Source organism: Planctomycetaceae bacterium, assembly GCA_041398825.1.
Classification (GTDB): Bacteria; Planctomycetota; Planctomycetia; order Planctomycetales; family Planctomycetaceae; genus F1-80-MAGs062.
Genome location: JAWKTX010000010.1, coordinates 1 through 18976 on the forward strand (window position 1 = coordinate 1; position 18976 = coordinate 18976).

At 53.4% G+C, this 18976-nt stretch carries 15 protein-coding genes; 4 read left to right on the forward strand and 11 right to left on the reverse strand.

Going from position 1 to position 18976, the window contains the following annotated elements; translation table 11 throughout:
• Positions 1 to 108 precede the first annotated feature (108 nt).
• Entirely contained in the window at positions 109 to 1581 is a 1473-nt protein-coding gene (gene pyk / locus R3C20_17630; GenBank protein MEZ6042328.1) for a pyruvate kinase, read from the reverse strand.
• Between the two features lie 45 nt (positions 1582 to 1626).
• Positions 1627 to 1935: a hypothetical protein gene (locus tag R3C20_17635; GenBank protein MEZ6042329.1), complete on the reverse strand. Its 309-nt coding sequence runs from the start codon at positions 1933 to 1935 to the stop codon at positions 1627 to 1629.
• 258 nt (positions 1936 to 2193) lie between these two features.
• Between R3C20_17635 and ubiE the strand changes: the two genes are divergently transcribed.
• From ubiE to hemB, 3 genes are all read left to right on the forward strand, one after another.
• The gene (gene ubiE / locus R3C20_17640) at positions 2194 to 2910 is read left to right on the forward strand and encodes a bifunctional demethylmenaquinone methyltransferase/2-methoxy-6-polyprenyl-1,4-benzoquinol methylase UbiE (GenBank protein ID MEZ6042330.1); all 717 of its coding nucleotides are present in this window, start codon (positions 2194 to 2196) and stop codon (positions 2908 to 2910) included.
• Between the two features lie 122 nt (positions 2911 to 3032).
• Positions 3033 to 3491, forward strand: coding sequence for a hypothetical protein (locus tag R3C20_17645; protein ID MEZ6042331.1), 459 nt, complete (start codon positions 3033 to 3035; stop codon positions 3489 to 3491).
• 142 nt (positions 3492 to 3633) lie between these two features.
• Positions 3634 to 4641, forward strand: coding sequence for a porphobilinogen synthase (gene hemB / locus R3C20_17650; GenBank protein MEZ6042332.1), 1008 nt, complete (start codon positions 3634 to 3636; stop codon positions 4639 to 4641).
• 91 nt (positions 4642 to 4732) lie between these two features.
• On the opposite strand, the gene R3C20_17655 is transcribed toward hemB, so the two are convergent.
• The 9 genes from R3C20_17655 to ilvE form a co-directional block, all read right to left on the reverse strand.
• Positions 4733 to 6706 (reverse strand): SulP family inorganic anion transporter, encoded by a 1974-nt coding sequence (locus tag R3C20_17655; protein ID MEZ6042333.1) that lies wholly within the window; start codon positions 6704 to 6706, stop codon positions 4733 to 4735.
• 80 nt (positions 6707 to 6786) lie between these two features.
• On the reverse strand, positions 6787 to 8265 hold the full coding sequence (locus tag R3C20_17660) for a proton-conducting transporter membrane subunit (GenBank protein ID MEZ6042334.1): 1479 nt from the start codon (positions 8263 to 8265) through the stop codon (positions 6787 to 6789).
• Between the two features lie 2 nt (positions 8266 to 8267).
• Complete coding sequence (locus R3C20_17665) at positions 8268 to 9743, reverse strand: proton-conducting transporter membrane subunit (protein MEZ6042335.1); 1476 nt, start codon at positions 9741 to 9743, stop codon at positions 8268 to 8270.
• On the reverse strand, positions 9721 to 10029 hold the full coding sequence (locus tag R3C20_17670; GenBank protein MEZ6042336.1) for a hypothetical protein: 309 nt from the start codon (positions 10027 to 10029) through the stop codon (positions 9721 to 9723). Before R3C20_17670 ends, R3C20_17665 begins: the two co-directional genes overlap by 23 nt.
• Positions 10030 to 11570: 1541 nt before the next feature.
• A complete protein-coding gene (locus R3C20_17675) occupies positions 11571 to 11867 on the reverse strand; it encodes a hypothetical protein (protein MEZ6042337.1) in 297 nt (98 codons plus the stop codon).
• A gap of 234 nt (positions 11868 to 12101) precedes the next feature.
• Positions 12102 to 13844, reverse strand: coding sequence for a VWA domain-containing protein (locus R3C20_17680; GenBank protein MEZ6042338.1), 1743 nt, complete (start codon positions 13842 to 13844; stop codon positions 12102 to 12104).
• Between the two features lie 732 nt (positions 13845 to 14576).
• Positions 14577 to 15689 (reverse strand): hypothetical protein, encoded by a 1113-nt coding sequence (locus tag R3C20_17685; protein MEZ6042339.1) that lies wholly within the window; start codon positions 15687 to 15689, stop codon positions 14577 to 14579.
• A 64-nt stretch (positions 15690 to 15753) separates the two neighbouring features.
• Entirely contained in the window at positions 15754 to 16830 is a 1077-nt protein-coding gene (tatC, locus tag R3C20_17690) for a twin-arginine translocase subunit TatC (GenBank protein ID MEZ6042340.1), read from the reverse strand.
• Between the two features lie 105 nt (positions 16831 to 16935).
• Positions 16936 to 17802 carry a branched-chain-amino-acid transaminase gene (ilvE, locus tag R3C20_17695; GenBank protein ID MEZ6042341.1) on the reverse strand — a complete coding sequence of 289 codons (867 nt, stop codon included), beginning with the start codon at positions 17800 to 17802 and terminating at the stop codon, positions 16936 to 16938.
• 316 nt (positions 17803 to 18118) lie between these two features.
• Here ilvE and R3C20_17700 point away from each other — a divergent pair, with 316 nt between their 5' ends.
• Positions 18119 to 18862: an MIP/aquaporin family protein gene (locus tag R3C20_17700; GenBank protein ID MEZ6042342.1), complete on the forward strand. Its 744-nt coding sequence runs from the start codon at positions 18119 to 18121 to the stop codon at positions 18860 to 18862.
• The last annotated feature ends 114 nt before the right edge of the window (positions 18863 to 18976 follow it).

The following is an 18976-nucleotide window of genomic DNA, read 5'->3' on the forward strand; positions in this document are numbered from 1 at the left end:
TGTTTCGGAAAGCACGGCACACAGCAATCCCCGTCAAGGAAAACTGTGTGCCGTGTTTTTCTTTGCGCTGGCTGTGGCCTCAGGTTGACTCGTGAGGCATCAAGAAACCTATGGCATCACGTGGACCATCATCAGGTCGTGCGATTCGCCCAGCCAGTTGGTGTGACCGACGGTGACAATCTTGCTGCCGCTCTTCAGTACGCCATTATGATGGCCCCAGTCTTTGACAAGTTGTAGCAAAGCGTCAGCCGATTGATTGACTTCGGTATTGAGGATAGGAGTGACACCCCAGTAGAGGCACATTCGACGAGCAATTGCTTCATGATCTGTCACTGCCAGAATAGGGACCCCACCGCGATGACGGGAAAGTGCGAGAGCCGTTCTTCCAGTGACAGTCGCAACAACAATGAGATCTGCTTTCAGGTATTCTGCGGCAGCAATTGCGCCTCGGGTTACCGCTTCGGTGATGGGCCGCGCTCGTCGTGCTTCTTCGCCGGCAAAATCCGGAAGGTCCATGACAGGAACCAGTGGCTCGGCTTCCGAAGCAATCCTGTCCATCATTCGGACGCATTGCACCGGATGCAGGCCAATGGCCGTTTCGCCGGACAACATGACAGCATCTGTGCCGTCAATCACAGCATTAGCAACGTCCGTGACTTCCGCTCGCGTAGGCAGGTCATTGGTCTGCATGCTGTCGAGCATCTGCGTCGCGGTGATTACCGGAATTCGAAAGTGATTGCATCTGCGGATAATATGTTTCTGCAACACGGGGACCCGACTAATTTCCGCTTCCACCCCCAGATCGCCTCGGGCGACCATCACGGCGTCAGTGGCGTGTAGAATATTATCCAGGTCATCGATTGCCTCTGTCTTTTCAATCTTTGCGACAATCAGCGGTGTGACAGTTGGTTTGTGTGCCGCAATCAGCTGATGGAGAAGTTTGATGTCTTCTGACTGCCGCACGAAGCTCAAGCCAATGAAATCCAGGTGATGCTGTAACGCCCATTCCAGGTCAGCTCGATCTTTTTCAGTCACACTGGGAGTGCTGAGTGCGACGCCCGGCAGATTCACGCCCTGCCGACTTCTGATTTTTCCGCTTTGTGTAACGATGCACCGGATGTGGCCTGCGTCTGCAGACTTTTCAATGACCACCATCGCCACTGTGCCATCTGCAAGCAGAATTCGGTCACCAGGGGCGACGTCATCGATGAGCGGTTCGTATGTGCATGTCAGCTGGTCTGGTTCTGACGAAATGTCGCCACGCACAAACGAAAAGGTCGCACCTTCTTGGCAGTGAACTTCGCCCCCGGGAATTTCTCCAAGCCGGATTTTGGGGCCTGAAAGATCACCAAGGATCCCGATCGGACACGACAGTTCAAGCGAGACCTGTCTGATCTTCCTGACCAGTTCACTTAACCATTCGTATTGGCCATGAGCGAAGTTCAGTCGAAAGATATCAACACCTGACGCTACCAGTTGACGCAGGATATCGACCGATTCACAGGCGGGGCCGACCGTGGCGATGATGCGAGTCTTCACAATCTTCTGGCGGCTCACTGAATGACTTCCCTGAACCGACATAATAGACTCTCCTGAGAATCGCCGCGTGGGTTGCCATCCATGCGGCTAAAGGTGAATTGGGATAAATCGCTCAAATTCCCCTGGACCGGCCTTTGCTGTGGGCTCAAGCCATGGGATTGCCTGTTCACTCTTGATCCAGCTATCAATAGCAGAGCGAAACTGTCGCGTGATGGAAAACAGCACGTCGCGTTCGACGGTGCCTTCCGCTTCTATATTCGGCAGGTTAGCCACTCGACCGTGAAGGCGTCCGCCGGGATCACGTCTCAGGATGACTATGCAGTTGAACACCGGTACGGATGAAGAGCCTCCGCAGGAAGATTCCGGAAGAATTGGTTGTTGTTCGCTTGCGGACATCGTTTCATTCAGATGTGAACTACGGGGAATCACGAAGACTGCGGGGTGAGACAATCGATGACTCACGCGGAAGTCTAGTCAGTTCATTGGTGAGGCGTCCAGACGTTCGGACCGTCGCTTCAGGATGATTTCCGGTTCGTCGATCCTGTCGCGGATTCCAGGAACGAACATGATGGAGACCTCTCGTACGTTAACACCTGGAATGCACAACGGGTAAAATACCCGCAGGTCTGTTTCCGTTAACAAATGAAGAGTGCCATGCCAGTCGACAAGTCCAGCGCGCGAATTCGCCAGATGTTCAGCGAAATTGCAGGTCGCTATGACTTCATGAATCATTTCCTGTCCGGTGGCACCGACATCTACTGGCGCTGGCGAACTGTGCGTTTGGCTGGTCCGTTTAACCAGAGTCCGTTACTGGATGTTTGTACGGGAACGGGAGATCTGGCATTTGCATTCCGGAAGAAAATCGACGGCGGAGCACCAGTGCTCGGTACGGATTTCACACACGGAATGCTTCAACTGGCTGAGAAAAAACGGCAGCAACGGAACGTCGTCTTCATGGAAGCCGATACACTGGCGCTGCCTTTCTCAGACGACACGTTTCAGGCCGTGTCTGTTGCCTTTGGACTTCGGAACGTCTCCAGCACGATCGGTGGACTCAAGGAGATGACTCGCGTTTGCGAACCCGGTGGAAAGGTGCTTGTGCTCGAGTTCTCGCTGCCGAACAACAAGCTGCTGAGTCGCATCTACCAGTGGTACTTCAGAAACATACTTCCGCGACTCGGTCAATTGCTCGTGCGGAATCGTCAGGCGGCTTACGAATATCTGCCGCAATCTGTATCTGAGTTTCCATCAGGGTCTCAGTTAACCGACTTGATGGAAGAGGCTGGTCTCGAACGGGCTAGTTTCGTGCCGCTCACGGGCGGTATTGCGACGGTGTATGTCGGCTACAAACCGGAAAAACCGGAACAGTAAATCTATACCATACCGGCAAATTCAAAACTTTGTCTTTGACATCTCTGCAATTGACTCTGGTCGGCCCGGTTTTCATCCTCAGAAGCGTTGAACGTTTCTTACTCTCAATGAGGATTTACGCCATGCCTGACTTTTCCCCTCGACGATTCCTGACGGCCATTGCCATCGTCACTTTCAGCGTGCCAGCATTCGCTGAAGAGATTCCGGTTACAGAAAACTGGTCGATTGATATTTCACCGGCCGTCAACCAGATGCCAGTCCCCATGATGACTCCCGTTGCACCAGCGTCCGTCAATCCGGGCGAAGTTGTGTCCGGAAGTCCCATTGTTGATCCTGCCGATTACAAACGAATCTTCAGGTCAATCCCATTCAATCGTGCGGAATACAATGCCAACCCTTCGTATCGACACGATGCGACCATGGAGATTCTCACTGGCATTGGCCGTCATCAAACGATCGTCAAACACACCAATTACCGACCTCCGCGTCCGGCGCCTCCAGTCGCTACTGCCCCTTACCGCTACAATCAGGCTGGCAGCGGACTGAATTACTTCTTCTACTGGAATCCACGCCGATACTGATGTTCGGCATTCTGTTGGTTTCGTAAGCAGCAATCGCATATGCTGCCGAAAGTCAGACACGACCGTAATGAGCCCTTCTCGAAAGGGCTCGTTGTCGTTTGTTACTTTCAGTTTGAAACCAGTGAAGGTTGGAGAGTTGGCAATGGCCGACGGCACTCAGGGTGGACAGTTTCCGGGTATTCGTATGCGAAGGAATCGCAGAACCGAATGGTCTCGGCGGTTGGTCCGGGAAACCTCTTTACAGGTCAGCGATTTGATCTGGCCAACATTTATTATCGAAGGAGATAATCGATCGGAGCCAGTGGCGTCGATGCCCGGTGTGGAGCGTTACACGATCGATCGGTTCGTTGAGCAGGTTGCACGTGCGGCAGATCTCGGCATCCCTGCAATTGCCATCTTTCCGGTGACTCCTGCCGGGAGAAAATCGTTTGATGGCGATGAGGCGACCAACCCTCAAAACCTGATTTGCTCTGCGATGAGAGCCGTTCGAAATGCGGGCATTGAAATTGGACTGATTGCTGACGTGGCTCTCGACCCCTACACCACGCATGGTCAGGACGGGCTTGTTCGCAATGACTACGTCGTCAATGATGAAACACTCGAGGTTCTTTGCCGGCAATCGGTCGTTCAGGCTCAGGCAGGCTGCGACATCATTGCACCCTCCGACATGATGGATGGTCGCGTTGCTGCAATCCGTTCCGCTCTTGATGAAGCAGGATTCTTCCACGTCCAGATCATGTCGTATTCCGCGAAATATGCATCCGCATTCTACGGGCCATTTCGAGACGCCGTCGGTTCTGCGAAGAATCTTGGAACCGGCGACAAGCGAACCTACCAGATGGATCCGGCGAATACCGACGAAGCGATGCGAGAGGTCGCGCTGGATATCGGCGAAGGTGCAGACATGGTGATGGTAAAACCCGGAATGCCCTATCTGGATATTGTGCAGCGTGTAAAGTCTACATTCGGGATACCGACATTTGCTTATCAGGTCAGTGGCGAGTACTCGATGATTGCTGGCGCTGCCGCCAACGGCTGGCTGAATCGCGAGTCGGCCATGTTGGAAAGCCTGCAGTGTTTCAAGCGAGCCGGGGCTGATGGCGTCCTGACCTACTTTGCTCTGGATGTTGCAGAGTTGATTGGGCGATAAGCAACCAACTGCGGCCGGACAGGACTATGACAGCTGCAGTCAGGATCACCTTGCGGAGCAAACTGCCGTTCCTGATGAAACACGACTTCTGTTAATGCGACGCCAGTACTTCTGACTTTGCGGCAAAATCTGTGGCACGCACGACGTCGACAGTTTCAATACAAGCGGTGACGTTGTGTGTCGCAAGGATCTCGTTTTGAAGCCAGACAAGAATTGCATCTGCCACACGATGCGTCGCAACGACCTCTATTCGTACACACGCAGACTTCGTGTCATGACCGCGTTCGAGATCATGTCGCCCCGCGCCCTGACACGGGATTGTGTTGTAACCCGATGCGCCACAATTGACGATCCCGGCTTCCAGGGTGTCTTCCAGAGATGCATCAGCGACAATGGTCAGACGGCGCACGGATGCAAGCCCGCGACGCCGTGTCGCCAGGAAATTGGATGAAACGGGCTGCAGAGTATCCAGTCCCCGAATTTCAAACTTCAGGCCTTCCTGTTCAAAGTCATCTCGTACTTCTTCCAGTTTCTCCATCACGCTGTGATCAACCAGTGTTGTATTCGAAATGTCTACGATCAGATTTCGTTTTTGTACCAGCCCAATGTCTTCAATCTGACGTTTGAACGGTATCCAGTTACTGAAGACCGCAGATTCGCTGGCTACGATCATGCTGGTCGTTTCATCGACTTCCTGAACTTCAATAAATGGCTTGAAAAGTGATTTCAGGGGTACGCCATTCACCACGTGCAGAATCATCTTGAGAATGATGCCGGCGGCCACGCCAATCAACAGGTCGGTGGCCAGGACGACAATCATTGTTGTCACAAAAATTGCCAGCTGCTCTTTTCCAATGCGATAGACGTGTATGAATTCGGTTGGGTGTGCGAGCCGAGAACCTGTGTAGACCAGCATAGCCGCCAGTGCTGCCATCGGAATTCGGTGCAGGTATGCCGGAAACAGCGCAACGCACACCAGCAGGAACATGCCGTGCCACATATCCGCAAAACGTGTCTTCGCTCCGTTATCGATATTGGCCTTACTGCGGACGATTTCTGAGATCATCGGGAGCCCACCGACAAAGGCAGCACCCAGGTTGGCGACCCCGACCGCAATGATGTCCCGATCCATATTGGACTTGCGTTTATACGGGTCAAGAAGATCGACCGCCTTCGCGCTGAGCAGCGATTCGAGGGATCCGATAATGAAGAACATCAGGACCCACTTCCACGCCACTGGTCTTGTTAATGCTGTGAAATCGGGTGTCGTAATACTCTTGAATACCTGGTCCGGCATTTTGACCAGGTATTGTTCGCTGAGATCATAGGAATTGCCCATAAACGTATACGAATGTTCGTGCAGAAGATCAAAGGCGATTCCCATCGGGATTGTGACGAGAAGTACCACCACCGGTGCGGGAATTGGTTTGAGAAACTTCACGTTTTTTCGGACGGACGGCCAGAGAAACATAATCGCGAGCCCCACGAGCCCGATCATTGCAATTGCCGGATTGGCTTCCTGAATATACTGACCAAAATGGGCCAGCATCTTGAACGGAGATCCGGAAGCGGATACGCCCAGTGCGACGGGGAACTGCTTGATCATGATGATGGCACCAATGGCCGCCAGCATCCCGTGAACCGCAGCCGTTGGGAAAAACTCGCCCAGGATACCTGCACGAAACACCCCAAACAGAATCTGTAACACGGCGGCTGCTACTCCCACAGCCAATGCTGATCGATAAGCGGTGGCATCAATTTCACTCCAGCCTTCCGCCATACCGTTGCCACCGAAAGCCTCGACGCAGCCGAGTATGATGACAATCAGCCCTGCAGCCGGGCCCTTGATTGTCAGTTCGCTGTTACTGATAAATGTCGTAACGATGGCCCCGACAATCGCTGTGAAGATGCCAGCAACCGGAGGAAACCCCGAGGCAATGGAAATTCCAAGGCATAGAGGAAGTGCGATCAGAAACACCAGAAAGCCCGACACTATGTCGTTCTTGATGTAGGTCACAAATCCTTCTGCGTTTCCGCGCGGGACCGGAGTTGATGAGTTTGGCATTTGGGAGATAGCTCTTCGGCTGGGTGAATGACAGAAAAATCGCGAAATTGCGATGCTGCTGTGAATCCGTAAAGGAATGGTTATTCGTGGCTGTGAGAATCTGCTGCGGGCTCATGAACGCTATGCAGGTCGTCGTGATAAATCCTGGCTTCCGAATCCGGGTCGCGATGCAGGAGGAGTTCGACCGCGGCATGATATCGCGAAGCGACGCCAGGCTGCGGAAACAGCCCGCCACCCAGCACCAGAATGGTGAGAAGCAAAACTGCAATACGTTCGGCCGGCCGAACACGAAGAGATACTGACACGGTGTAGCGAGTGCCTGTAAAGATCTTAAAATAGGCCTTCATCACTGCGATGCTGTTAATCGCTGCTGCAACAACGACTGCTGTCCCTATCAAAGGGTAAACCTTGACGGCGCCTTCGATCAGCAGTTCCGTACCAATGAATCCAATCGTGCCCGGAAAGCCAATCGCGGCGAGTCCCGTCACCAGAAACAAGGCCGCCAGAGTCGGCATGTGTTCATAGAGTCCTCGAAACTGCGTCAGTGTGAATCGACCAATTCGCGCTTCAACACAGCGCACCGTCAGACCAAAGCCGCCCATGGCCAGTCCCGCGGAAATCCAGACGCATAAGGCACCTGTCAGGCCAATTGGAGTCAACAATTCAAGACCAACAAGCACAAGCGACGAGTGGCTGAGGAATAAGTAGCAGAAGAATCGCCGGGCATCTGTCTGTACGATGGCCATTCCTGCTGCATACACCGAAGTTACCAGAGAGATAATTGCAATACTCTGTAATGCCCAAAGTGGGGCCACGGGAAGCACAATACGCATAACGATATATGCACCGGTCATCGGCGTCACAAATAACAGAGCTGTTCCCATGGTGGCTTTTTCGAAGAGATCCGTCATCCAGCAATGGACCGGGACGACTCCGCTCCGCATAAGTGCAGCGGCTGTCAACATGCCGCCCGCAATATATGTGGCTGTTGTCTGGGCTTGTTCCGGATGTCCAATTGCATTGGACGGCAGGAGCAGCCAACCTGGCAACAGAAGCGCCAGAAAGACACCCATGTGAATAGAGAAAACGCGGGTGCAATAACCTCGGGCTCGAATCTCCAGCCATGGAGGAATGATCGTCAAAGCGCTGAGCAGAATGATGGCTGCAGGTTCGCGGCTGCTGAGCATGATCAGCACCATAGCTTCAGACAACAGCGTTGCTGAGAACGAAAATCGATTGACTTTGGTTCGCAATGTCGAAAGTACGGTGACGAGATAGAGCACGGCCGTCAACGGGAGCAATGGTGCGTTGAGTTCGTCAACGACAAACACATCCGGCCCGAGAATGCCGTGGAGAAGATTCCAGTGATCGTGTGCCTCAAATGTCTGGAGGAACCAGAAGTCGATCCATTCTCCGGCGGTAAAGAAAAGCGTGATCGAGCAGCAGATGACGGCTAATCGATAGCAACTATCGTTATTCTTTACGAAGTGAAGGCAAATTGCCCCGATCAGCGGAACAAGGACGGATAACTCAAGCCACGGCAAATGAAGTTCCTGCATCGCTAGGCCTCCTGATTTTCGTTTTGAGTTGCAGATGCGATGGCAGAGGGACGTTCTGTCGGAGGCAGTGCGGGCTGATCGGACTCACATATGGGTGGACTGGCGGAGTTCTTTAACTGCCGGAGTCTGCCTGGTGCCGAGGGTTCGCGACCGGAAAGGAAAGTGGTCCATCTCTGTTCGGCGCGGTTGCACCATCGAAATGCGGTTACAAACGGCTTCACGATGTATTCATCAAGCAGAGCATCCAGGTAACCGCGTTCCATTGCAAAACGATAGAACCAATGCCGGGTTCGTGGACGCAATAGCCGTTCCCAGAAAGAACGACTACGGGGCAGATGTGAACCAATTGCGTTTTCGATCGTGTGATAGTCGTGCAGCAGTGAGGGAGCTCGCAGCAATTGAAGTGTGCGCAGGCAGGCATGACCGATAATGTGAATCAGCGCGATGTACCTCAGGCCAAAACCAATCTCCGCGACGATGATCCCCACCTGGGTCAAAGATGCGAATGCAAGAGCGCTCTTGATATCCGTCTGGACGCGGGCGGTAATTGCTCCGAAGATGGCAGAGGCAATTCCAACCGCGATAACAATTCGACTGAGAAGTGGTGAAACTTCCAAAACGGGACTGACACGAAGCAGCAGGAATGCCCCCAGATGTACGGAGAGCGATCCATAGAAAACTGCACTGGACGGCGTCGGACCTTCCATCGCACGTGGCAGCCATCCCGAGAATGGAACCAGGGCCGATTTTCCTGCGGCGGCGCACAGAAGCAGTAACCCGACCAGCAGGGCATTACTCTGGGTGATTGTTGCCTGACCTTCCGGCCAGGGGCCGGTGCCCATCAGTCCATCAAAATCGCCGGCTCCCGTCAGGTTGTGAAGTGATAACGCGGCCAGCAGGAATGCTGCGTCCGCGATGCGATAAACAGCCCAGACGCGTAGTCCGTTGCGGACTGGATTCGGACGTTCGTGGAAGAATGCAACCAGTAACGCTGACGATAATCCAACGAGTTCCCATCCGAAGAAGAGCGTTTCTATCGTTCCGGACAGAGTGGAGATCACCATGCCGAGCAGGAAAATTGAGTAGCAGAAGAAGAAACGGTGAAAGCCAGGTTCGCGGTGCAGATAGCGGCTCGCGAACGCACCAATCGTGCCACACAAAACGTACGACAGTATGGCGAAGGGAACCGAAAGACGGTCAAAGACAAACTTCAGATGAAAGTGAAAGTGCTGTTGCGGGATTACAACCCAGTTGCCCATCTCGATTGGCACGTGTCGCCGATTGAATGCCAGCATCAACACGAGGACACTGATTGCGGAGATCAATCCCAACACGACGGCGGCTTCGGTAAACTTCGCCAAGGCGCGCTCGCCAAGTGGCCGTCCGGCAAGTGACGTGAGTCCAAAGACAAGCAGAAGAAGAGCCGGGCTGACGACAACGCAGATACCAAAAAGCTCAAACAATCGGTCGATAGTCATTTCGTACGATCTTTAGGATGAACTGACGCAAACGCCAGGTGGACTCCGGAACCACACTGCTGAGACGATTCAACCAGAGCCCGGCTGAAATCCGTAGGTTTCCATTCTTCTGCCTGACTTCTTTATTTGGCATCCGATTCGGTTCGAGCCGCGGGCCAGCAAGTCGCCCTCGGTTACCAACGACGAGGTGTGCGATCGTGGAGCTGCTCTCGATGATGCCATCAAAATCTCCGGGTGTTGAATTCACAGCAAACAGCAATTGCATCAGATAATTCGTCTCCACCATTCGTACCGTAAAACCGGTATCAGGACCAATGGACGCCCTGACAACACCCCGGAAAGTCACATCAGGCTCAGTAGCCCCTTCAAGAAAAGAACCCGATGCGTCAGCGAGGGATTGCCAGCCCTGGAAGGTCTGTGAGAATATCCCTCGCTAACGCTTCGGGCTGCCTTTCGTATCGTTTTTCAATGGCCTGTCAGGGGCCGTTTGTTGCCACAATCATAAATTTCGCCGTCGACCATGGAAAAGTCATATCCCAGGTTGATTCAGGCACATATGCGGATCACAGGTTGCAATAGTCGTTCCGGAATCGATGAATTCTTCGCGTGCCGTTTTGAAGCGTAGCAGTCTATGAAGACCCGGCAATCAGGAAACAGCTCTGAAGTCCGCCGTTGGTGACGGAGTAAGCAGGTGTTATTCACCAAATCGTTGTGTTCAGGATCTGCCTGTGAAAAATCTTCAAATCGACTTTCCTTGCTTGCAATGGGCCCGAATTTGCCGATTGAAGGCGGCACGGAGGCAAGCCGATGCTCGTGTTCGAACGCAGATCGCCCTTGAGCCTCATCGATCACCCCCTGAGCCTGATCAAAAACTGTGGGTAGACAAACTCGTATCCAGGGGAGGTCCGGATCATGCCAGGTTCGGCTGTCGGTACATTCGTCACGGATCCGGCTGACAGGGTGAGCGTTCTCACTAACAGGCCGGCCCTGCCTGGTTGACTGTTTGCGGACGTGGTGGTCATTTGCTACCCGTGAGAACCACCGGGCGTTCGGCCTCCATTGACCGCCAATACACGCGTTAAAGTTACAAGTGGACTCATATAGATTGTTCACACTGCTCGATTCGTGGCCACAAATCAGCGCGAGTGGTGAAAGTTTGTCCGGGCAGGCCAAATCGATTGTCAGCGATCCACCCTCCGCGATCTCAAAACTCTCCCCGACGGAGTAACCAGAGTACCTGTTGGCGTCCCGGTACGTTGCGGCAGGACTTTCCATTCGGAACTGTGTGGCTTGTGACTGCAAGATCCTGCCGATGGATTCACGAATCGGCGCCGGGGTTTGAGGGATGAGAATGCTGGTCGCCAGAAGGACAGCAGCAAACGATCCCTGGAAACCTGTAGCCAATCGTTTGATCAATGTTCATACCTCCCGATTGTGGATGATGCTGAAACCGCCCGATTCTGCGATGCATGACCGCATCACCTTCAGCCATGCCTGGCATGCAATAGACCGGATCTTTGTTCAAAGCGTGTTTGTCGATAACGGGGCAGAGCGGACGAGAAGGGACATCTGATACGCCGTGGGAATACGAGGCAATGCCACAAGTGCCTCCAGCGTCTTCGGATTGGTACCCGGAGCAACCTCTTCGGTCTGGCGACGGCCCGGTGGTCGATATCATTTCGGGGCGACCACAGCCGCAAGTCCAGCTGTCCGTAGGAAAATCCGGACAGGCACGCTGGACGGCTGAAAACCGTCGTGTTTTCAGGTCTCCAGCTCGAGCCAGTCCCGTTTCTCAGCAGGCTGTTAAGGCTTCAACCGTACCGTTGTTCATCTTCCGGGAGGTGGACGGCAAAAATGCGAGATCAGACCAACAGGCGTTCCGATGGTGCGGGGGTAGGTGATGACGCGATCTGCCATCTGGTCGTGCGCCAGAGAGACTGCGTCACCGTCGAGAATTGCAATATCGTTCAGCGACTGCAAGATCTCCAGGGCATCACCGCCAACCTCTTCCTTTTCCTCGAAAGGCAGTTGGTCTTTCGAAGCTGACGCACTGCCTCCCGCTGGAACTAACCCGACAGGGAAGCCAAGGGAGAAAACGAGGGTCATCAGCAGAAAGGGATTCATGGCAGGCAATTTCGCAGATCACGAAAACGTGTCAACACCCATCATTCAATCCCAATTACAAACCCCCACATTCGCTTGCTGTCAGTCGACATCGATAGCAGCCTGTTGAAAAACGGGACTGGCTCAAGCAGGAGAAGGTAAAACACAACGGTTTCCAGTCGTCCTGCGTGCCTGTCCGGTTTTCAACGGACAGTTAGCATGCATCCGTCGGCGACGTGCTGTCCGCGAATGACTTCAGCTGATAATCTCTCTTCTCTGGTTCACGTAGTCCCAGACAACGTAGCGATCGAGATCGCGACCTGCGGTAAAGAACACACGTCCCCCGGTGCTCTCTGCCAGCCGATGGGCAAACTGAACGTCTTCATGAGACTGAGACCAGCTCGGTAGAAGAAACATGTTAATCGTAATGCCTTCTTTCCTGCACAGTTGACCCTCGCGCATCGTTGCAATCTCTGTTTGGGGATCAGGCGGATAGAGCATGTAAAGCTGGCTGCCTTCGAAGTGAGCCGTGGGTAGTCCGTCTGTGATGAGTACAATTTGACGGTTGGGCGTGTCCTGTGTTGCCAGTGATTGCCTTGCCATCTGCAGGGCATGCTGAATGTTCGTGAAATGCGGAGGAATATGAATTTCGCTCATTTCCTCCCGGCTCATGTCCGCACGAAGACGCACGACCGGATTTGTGATAGTCGGGATCTTTGGCATCAATGAAAGCAGTTCACCCTGTGGGACAAGCTTCGCGAATGTTGCTACTTCCACGAACCGGAGAAAGTCTCCCGGGTACTCACTTGTGATCAAACCGTTCAGCGCCAGGGCCATCCGTTTGACATTCACGTATTGGCCGTCGTATCGCATAGAGCCGCTCATATCCATGAGCACCATTGTCGCGCAGCGAGGTGTGTTTCGTGTGCGATGAATTTCAATATCGTCGGAATGCAGTCGCAGGGGACGTTCTTTTCCCTGCCGCAGCATCGCATTGATCATTGTCGATGGAATGTCCATGGATGTCACAGAGTCACCGAATTCATAAGGTCGCGTACGCTGGAGTTCGACCGCGCCGTCACCTTCAATGGGGCCCTGATGTCGCCCGGTGCGCGATGCCTGAAGTCCGCTGAAGATGCGATCGAGCAACTTACCCTGGAACAGCTTATAAGCTTTGGGCGCAAGCTGTATTTGACCTTTCTGTTGTGACAGCCCCTGACCTTCCATGATCTCTTTCAGGTATTGCTGGATCATTTCCTGATACTTACTGATGTTGGCTATCGCTTCGGGATCGGCGAACTCGCCAAGGTCTTCCAGGTCGATAACAGCAAGCTGAGCATTCTCTTTGGCATCTTCCAGTTGTTTGAGCAATTCTTCGATCTTTTTCAGCTCATCCAGAATCTCCAGTGCTTCAGGAATTGAGAGCCCCTTCCGGCCTTTAAATTCCCAGTTTGAGGCGAGGTAGTCGATCTGGTACTTCTCGCCCAAAGACTCCATGACGCTCAGAACCTGAGACGCAAATTTTGAGTCGGAGCGTTCCGCTCGATACCAGATGGCCTCCAGTTGATAAATTTGTTCATCCTTGACTGCTTGCCAGTACGATTTGGCCAGTTTCGAACCAGGGCGTGCATTCTGAGCGATGCGAGAAAATTGTTTGTCGGCTTTCTTTTGGACAGAATCCGTTTCCCATGTGGCGAGGATTTTTTCGCGACGTTCCTTCAGCATGGCAATTAATGCGTCGAGGCTAGGCCCCAGACCTGCAAACTGGCCAGGATCCAGGCGAATGGCGTTGGCAAGTTCTTCTTCCGAGAACTCCCGCATTGATCCGTATGCCAGCATATGCTCGAACGCTGGCGATACCAGGTCCGGGGCTGGCTGGGTGGGCGACGGATATTGCCCCGGATCGTACTGTTGGTACGAATGGATGACTCCACCACGATGTGGATTGTGTGGACTCTCTTGAGTCTTCGCTTTGGAATCTTCGGTTGGGGGTAACATTTCATCGACCTGAGATCGGGACAAACAAAAGACAGGATAGTTCGACAATCCTGCAGCACGCACCCCCAACGATGATCGCAGGCACGTCTGCTGCCCGGGGGTTAATACTTAATTCCTGCCTGGCAGCGAGAAAAAAAACGCGATGACTTTTTCATCCTGGCGTTTAGGTCCGGGGCTCCCTCATTCTAGACGCTCCTCATTGAAGCGGCACCCTGGTTTTTTTGTGGTAGTGCTTCATGCAGAGCAAAAGATTGCATGAAGGCTCTCCCAACAGGCTGTTCATTTGACAATGACTGCGTTCACCCCGGTTACAGGGCGTGATAGTCGTCAGGTCAAATGGACAGCCGATACGCTATGGAGCCGCTTCTTCCCAGGAAGAGACAACCGGCATTAGAAACAATGTTTTTGATGCTGGGGGAAACGTCCGAGAAGAAGCGCTCTACCTTTCATTGCCGCTGGCGCTGAGTCGTATCTGACTTTATCGCTCGACGGATAGACTCAAACTCCACCGATTGTCGTCCGGCAGGCTCACCATCGCACCGAGTCTGATAATTGCACCGTGTCTTTTGCCCGTCGGGGCCGAGTGATCCCCGCTTCCTGGGCAGAAATAAGCAGAGTTCGGCTCAAGAACCTGATATTGGCTCACCATTCAAACGCGCCCGGCTATCCAGACAATGTGCTGGCAGCGAGATCTATATCAGTACCTGCAAGAGCCGGAGTGGCGGCGTACTGTTACTCGCTGCCAGCCTCTTTCTGCTCACCTGAAGTTTTCTCTTCGGCTGTAACATCGTAAACTTCCACCCGCCCAAAGTTCGGAAACACGCCCGATTCCATCTTGCCGGGTTGTCCCTGAGTTCCCGCAAGAACCAGTTGCGAACCATCCGAAGTAAACAGCGCCTGAGTAATTCGATAACCGGTTTTCAGGCTGGTCAGCTTGTGCCCACTCTTAAGGTCAAAGAGGGCGGCATTCCAGTCACCCCCGCGAAGCCGACCGGCCATCACGAAGTATTCTCCGGTCGGATGAATGGCGAGTGTTTCCATCAGACCTTCGCCAGATTCACCGGCGTGTGTTTCATCGACCATTACTGGTTCGCTGTCGCACCACGACCATTTTTGCCAAAGCTGTCTGCCGTTGCCTGCCATTGGGTCTTTCATTGGCCCCATACCGGCCAGCAGTAATTGTTTCCCGTCAGGTGTGAAATGAAGTGCAAAGATTCCACCCAGATAACAGTGGCTCTTGATGATTCCCCAGCTGGTGAAGTCGGGTGTTTTGAATTCACACTTTTGTTCGCCTGTACGACAACTCCAGACGCGGACTTCGCCCATCAGATTTCCTGCGGCCACAAATTCCCCATCAGGACTGAAGGCAACGGACTGCACCGATGGCGTATGGGAAAGGCTTTGTACGATTTCACCGGACTCTGTATTCACGATCCGGATCGACGGTTCCTTCTCCGCCTGAGGCTCATACTTGTAACCGCCTGCCAGATACTGCCCGGTCGCAGAAGCGGCCAGTGATCCATCCGGCGAAAGTTTCATATCCCACGACCAGAATTCGTGAAGCCTGACCTGCCGCAGCATCTGTTTTTCTGCCACATGGATCCACTGCAACATTCCATCATAGCCACCAGACACGACGGTAGACTGGCAGGGCAGGAAGGCGACTGAACTCACATAGCTGCTGTGACGTCCGATCTGTTCGTGTGTCCCGGTCGACAGATCTGCCAGATAAATGCCATCCATGCAGGCTGCAGCCAGCAGTTTGCTATCCGACGAAAGCGAAGCTCCCAGAATGGCGGTTGGGACCTTGAAGTGCTGACTTCGATTCAATGCCAGTGTCTTCATGGACTTAAGCCTTCCAGGAATTCGCACAAGTCTTTCGGACTAAAACAAGCTACCGCCGGATTGACTAGCGAATCGGAGCAGGTGGCGTCTTCACTCGCATCCCGCACAGCAAAATGCCGAAATAGTAGAGAAAAATCAGCGGAACCATCATCAGCAGCATGGATCCCGGGTCCGCCGGAGTCAACAGCATTGACAGGATAGAGATGACCAGGACGGCCATTCGGATGTTCTTCTTATACGCATCAACGGTAAAGATATTGATTCTCTCCAGAAACAGCATCCCCATCGGCAACTGAAAGCTGATGCCGAACATCAGAGGCATCACAAGTGCGAGGCTGATGTATTCGCTCAGTCGCGGTTGCAGGACGATGTTCAGCCACTCGTTGAAGGCTACGAAAAACTTCAGCATCAGGGGGAATGCGTAATAGAAGCCTGCAAGTGCACCAGCAACAAAAAGGAACAGGCTTAAGGGAAGGTAGACGTAAATGTATTTTCGTTCGTGCGGATGGAGGCCGGCAGCGACGAAAAGCCAGATTTGATAGAAAATCCACGGCGACGAAATCAGGAGTCCGGCAATTGTGCAGACCTTGATATACGTAATAAAACCTTCTTCTGCCTTCAGCGTTGTCACTCGATTCATGTCGCGAACAACCCGCTGCAACTGGGCAAATTCCGGTGCTGCAATCACGATGCTGACAGATGAATTCTGATTCTGTGCTGAGGTTTCCTCGCCTGTAGAGGTTGGAGTGTCCTGCGCTTGCCCCGGTTTAGAGAAAAGCCCCTGACGTTCCAGTTCGGCACGACTAATCGTCACACGAAGTTCGTCGGGTTTCAGCGAATCCATCGACGCAGGTTCCGGGGCTTTCTCTTCAGGATCAGATTCTCCATTCCACCATCTTTTCATGTAGGTCCAGAGGTCTTCCGTGGGGGCATCATTTTCGATCCCTTGAATTCCTCTCGAAATCAGAACTTCTTCAATCGGTGCCCGAAGGACAGAGAAAACGCGATCGCCGTAGAAGAGGCTGACGGCGATCGCAATGGCTGCTCCCACCAGTGCCCGCCAGACATGAACTCGCAGCACTTCAAGGTGCTCACCAAAGCTCATCGTTGTGTCGTCGAAGAGGTCTCGAGACCGTGGCATGTCGGAACTTTCAGTGGACTTTCATCAGGCGATTGAGCTGCATGCTTTACAGAAAATGACAACGGGAACAGAAACGTCTGTTGCTGTGATCCCGTCGCCATTGAATCAGAGACTCTGGCCTCGAGTGAGTTTCTGGAAACGGGCCAGCAAATCTTTGGTGACAGGGCCAGGCGTCCCGGTCCCGATTTGCCTGCCATCAAGGCTGATCACGGGTATGACTTCGGCCGCCGTTCCGGTCAGGAAGCATTCTTCGGCGGTGTAGATGTCATGACGTACCATCGAACATTCGCAAACATTCAGACCAGCTTCGCGACCCAGTTGCATAACAGCGTTTCGGGTAATGCCTTCCAGAATGCCCGCTGTCGCGGGGGGAGTTTTCAGCATGCCATTCTTCACGATGAAGATGTTGTCGCCAGTGCATTCGGCGACTTCTCCGTTGTGATTCAGCATCAGAGCCTCGACGGTTCCTGCGTCCGTACCTTCGATCTTCGCCATGATGTTATTCAGGTAGTTCAGCGATTTGATCCGTGGGCTGAGCGCCCCGGCATGATTTCGGATCGTGCTGGCGGTAATGAGCTTCAGCCCGTTCTCGTACAGCTCCCGTGGATACAAGGTGATCGTATCCGCGATAATGATGATCTGAGGATGACTCGTATGGCGAATGTCCAGCCCAAGTTTACCAGCCCCGCGCGTGACAATGAGGCGGACATAGCCATCGACGATTTCATTCGCCCGGACGGTGTCCTCGACGGCTTTCGTCATCTCAGCCGGGGTGATTGGGATCTCAAGCCGAATCGCCAGTGCGCTTTCGTAGAGTCGGTCGATGTGCTCCTTCATCAGAAAGACGCGGCTGTTGTACACACGGATGCCTTCGAAGACTCCGTTGCCATACAGCAGACCATGGTCAAAAACACTGATCGTCGCTTCTTCCGCAGGAACCATCCGCCCCGCGATATAAACTTTCTTCGACATCGATTTCCTCGCGCACGCAACTTTTTTCACTCTCTTCGCCGCAACCGAACGCACACGGATCGTCGGCTGGCAGCGGTGTTGACAGTGTAACGAAACCCATGGTTCAGCAAGAGTGACTCCTTCTACGTTGTCAATTCGCCGAAAATGTGTGTCAAATCGCCCGATCGATCGTTTTTTCCGCGACCTACTGACCATTCAGAGACCTGTACACAGTCGTTTCTGGTTTTTGTTCGTGCCGGACGACCGCTAGGATACCCCCGTTTTTCGGGCTGTGCCGCCCTGAACTGATTCACAAGGTTGATTGCCGGAGTCATCTATGTCCGTCTTTGCTGCCGAATTCCTCGGTACCGCCGTGCTTCTGCTGCTGGGAAATGGCGTGGTCGCCAATGTTGTCCTGAACAAGACCAAGGGTAATAACTCGGGACTAATTGTGATCACCTGGGGTTGGGCAATCGCCGTCTTTGTGGGAGTGATGATTGCAGGCCAGTTCAGTGGTGCTCACCTGAATCCTGCAGTTACCGTTGGACTGGCAGCGGCCGGAAAGCTCGATTGGGGCATTGTTGCGACCTATATCGGAGCACAGTTTGCCGGAGCAGCCGTTGGAACGACGCTCGTCTGGCTTCAATATCGCCAGCACTTCGAAGCAACGACAGATCCTGATGCGAAGATCTCGGCCTTCTGCAACTCCCCCGCCATTCCGAATCTTTTCAGCAACCTTCTCAGCGAAGTGTCCGGAACAGCCGTTCTGATTCTGGTTGTTCTCTACAAAGTCGATCCACAGAATCCATCTGCGCTGCATGCATTGCCGGTGGGGCTGACTGTTCTTGGTATTGGACTTTCGCTGGGAGGTACCACCGGATACGCCATCAACCCTGCTCGCGACCTTGGTCCTCGCATCATGCACGCCATCCTGCCCATCCCCGGTAAGCGGGACAGCAACTGGAGCTATTCATGGATTCCGGTTGTTGGGCCAATTCTTGGGGCACTGCTGGCCGTACTCATCTTCAGGGCTCTCGGTAGCCCGGCCTCACCGGATTCCTCACTCGTCTTACCTCAATAGCCTGGGTCTGAATGAGTTGCCGTCATTTTAGAATGGGACGGTCAGTTGTTTTGGAATCCTTTCTTCACCAGATATGCTGTCGGGCTCAACTGGCTTCAACCGCTTTCTTTCCCA